The 3,127-nt window shown below is 74.0% G+C and carries 2 protein-coding genes; both read left to right on the top strand.

Annotated elements, in window-relative coordinates:
- Positions 1–945 (top strand): DUF3048 domain-containing protein (locus HCJ92_RS23315; protein WP_245241189.1); only part of this gene is annotated, 945 nt, incomplete at its 5' end.
- A gap of 215 nt (positions 946–1,160) precedes the next feature.
- Positions 1,161–3,119, top strand: coding sequence for an ABC transporter transmembrane domain-containing protein (locus tag HCJ92_RS23310; protein WP_167935591.1), 1,959 nt, complete (start codon positions 1,161–1,163; stop codon positions 3,117–3,119).
- The last annotated feature ends 8 nt before the right edge of the window (positions 3,120–3,127 follow it).

Below are 3,127 nucleotides of genomic sequence, written 5' to 3'. Positions count from 1 at the left end.
GCGCGGCGCGGCTCCGCCGCGGGGCGCCGGACGCGCGCCGCCCTCGCCGTCCTGGCCGCCGGGCTGGTCGCGACAAGCTGCGCCGTCACCGACGACGGGGGCGAGGACGAGGCCCGCTCCCCGTTCACCGGCGAGGCCGTCGAGCCCGGCCCCGTGCTGGCGGTGAAGCTGGACAACGCCCCCGACGCCCGCCCCCACACCGGCCTGGCGTCCGCCGACATCGTCTACGCCACCCAGGTCGAGGGCGGACTCAGCCGTCTGACGGCGATCTATTCGGGTGACCTGCCGGCCGAGACGGGGCCGGTGCGCAGTGCCCGCGAGTCCGATCTCCAGCTGCTGCGGACCTTCGACGACCCGGCGTTCGCGTTCTCGGGGGCCCGGTCGGCGGTGCTGCCGCTGATCACCCAGTCGCCGGTGGAGGCCGTCACCCCGGAGAGCGCCCCGGGCGCGTTCTTCCGCGCCGAGGACCGCTCGGCGCCCCACAACCTCTTCCTGCGGCCGTCGGAGGCGCTGGACGACGCGCCCGGCGCCTCCGACGCGTCCGACGTCGGCTTCCGCTTCGGGGAGGCACCGGAGGGCGGCCGGGAGACGAACGAGGAGACGGTCCGCTTCCCGAGCGCGTCCTTCGGCTTCGCGTGGTCGGCGGAGGACGGCGCGTGGCGGGTGTCGATGGACGGCAGCCCCGCCGACGACACCGCGGCCGGGCAGGTCACCGCGGCCACCGTGGTGGTGCAGTACGTGGACGTTCACGACTCGCAGTTCCCCGGCACGCCGTTCACCGAGACCGTCGGTTCCGGCGACGCGACGGTGCTGCGGGACGGCCGCGCCCACGACGCGCGCTGGACGCGCAACTCCACCGCGGACGGAACCCGGTTCACCGGCGACGACGGTGAACGGCTGAACTTCGCGACCGGCCCGGTCTGGGTCGTCCTCGCCCCCGCCTGACCCTCCGGAACACCCCGCTCCGGACACCCGCCCCACCGCCGGACGCCCGCGAGCCGCACCGGCGAGGGCACCCCCGGGCCCCGGACGTGGGGCGCCCGAGGCCACCTTGACATCAAGCTCACTTGAGCTTCTACTCTCATCCCCGACCGACACACACCAGGGACGGAACTCCGCGCGGTCACCCGACCGCCCGACCGACCCGACGGGGAGCCGCCGTGAGCATGGAGATGACCGCGTGGAACGCGCTCTACAACGAGCGCCACGCCGAACAGGACCAACGCCCCTTCACCCGCGCCACCCTCCGACGCATCGGGACGTTCGCCCGTCCCTACCGCCGTGGGCTGGGCCTCTTCCTGGTGCTGAGCGTGGTGGGCGGCACCCTCGCGGTCGCCACTCCCCTGCTCGCCGGCCGGGTCATCGACACCATCACCAGCGGCGGGAGCGCCGGCACCCTCACCACCCTCGCGCTGCTCATCGCCGGCATCGCCCTGGCCGAGGCGGGACTCGTGCTCCTCGCCCGGCGGCTGTCCGCCGTCATCGGCGAAGGGCTCATCCTCGACCTGCGACGGGCGGTCTACGACCACGTGCAGCGGATGCCGGTCGCGTTCTTCACCCGCACCCGGACCGGCGCCCTCGTCTCCCGCCTCAACAACGACGTCATCGGCGCGCAACGGGCCTTCAGCGACACCCTCTCCGGCGTGCTCGGCAACTTCGTCATGCTGCTCCTCGCGCTGATCGCCATGGTCGCCCTCTCCTGGCAGATCACCCTGCTGGCGCTGGTGCTGCTCCCCGTCTTCGTGCTCCCCGCGCGGCGGATCGGCGCGCGGCTGGCGCAGTTGTCGCGGGAGGCGGCCAACCACAACGCCGTCATGACCACGCAGATGACGGAGCGCTTCTCCGCCCCCGGCGCCACCCTCGTCAAGCTCTACGGCCACCCCGAGGAGGAGTCCGCGGAGTTCGCCGAACGCGCTCGCCGCGTCCGCGACATCGGGGTGCGCACCGCCATGCTCCAGATGTACTTCGTCACGGCGCTGACCCTCGTCTCGGCCCTCGCCCTGGCCCTGGTCTACGGGCTGGGCGGCTGGTTCGCGCTCGGCGGCTCCCTGGAGACCGGCTCGGTCGTCGCCCTCGCCATGCTGCTGACCCGGCTCTACGCGCCCCTCACCGCCCTGGCCGGAGCCCGGGTCGAGGTGATGACCGCGCTCGTCAGCTTCCAACGCGTCTTCGAGGTCCTCGACCTGAAGCCGCTGGTCGCCGAGAGCAAGGACGCCCGCGAGGCACCGGACGGGCCGCTCTCGCTGGCGTTCGACGCCGTCGACTTCGGCTACCCGTCCGCCGACAAGGTCTCCCTCGCCTCCCTGGAGGAGGTCGCCACCCTCGACGGGCGCGGCGGCGAACAGGTGCTGCACGGGATCGACTTCCGCGCGGAACCCGGGCAACTGATCGCCCTGGTCGGCTCCTCCGGCGCGGGGAAGTCCACCATCGCCCAACTCGCCCCGCGGCTCTACGACCCCGACCGCGGCGCGATCCGGCTCGGCGGTGCCGACGTCCGCGAGCTGACCGCCCGGTCGCTGCGCGAGACGATCGGACTGGTCACCCAGGACGGGCACCTCTTCCACGACACCATCCGCGCCAACCTGATGCTGCCGCGCCCCGACGCGACCGCCGAGGAGGTGAGCGACGCGCTGCGCCGCGCCCGGCTGACCGAACTGGTCGACTCGCTGCCGGACGGTCTGGACACCGTGGTCGGCGAACGCGGCTACCGGCTCTCCGGTGGCGAACGGCAGCGACTGACGATCGCCCGGCTGCTGCTGGCCCGACCCCGCGTCGTCATCCTCGACGAGGCCACCGCCCACCTCGACGCGACCTCAGAGGCCGCCGTCCAGGAGGCGCTCACCGAGGCGCTGCGCGGCCGGACCTCCCTGGTCATCGCCCACCGGCTGTCCACGGTGCGGGCGGCCGACCAGATCCTGGTGCTGGAGGCGGGCAGGATCATCGAGCGCGGCACCCACGAGCAGCTCCTGGCCGAGAGCGGGCGGTACGGGGAGCTCTACCGCACCCAGTTCGCGGACCCCGGCCGGACCGACGGCGAGCCCGACAGCCACGGCGCCGCCGGCACCGGCGGGCCGGGTCAGGCGGCGGCACCGGTCGGCGCAACCCCGAGGGCGGCGTGATCCGAGGG

Source organism: Streptomyces spiramenti (assembly GCF_012034385.1).
Taxonomy (GTDB): domain Bacteria; phylum Actinomycetota; class Actinomycetes; order Streptomycetales; family Streptomycetaceae; genus Streptomyces; species Streptomyces spiramenti.
This window is presented reverse-complemented; position numbering and strand designations above follow the sequence as displayed.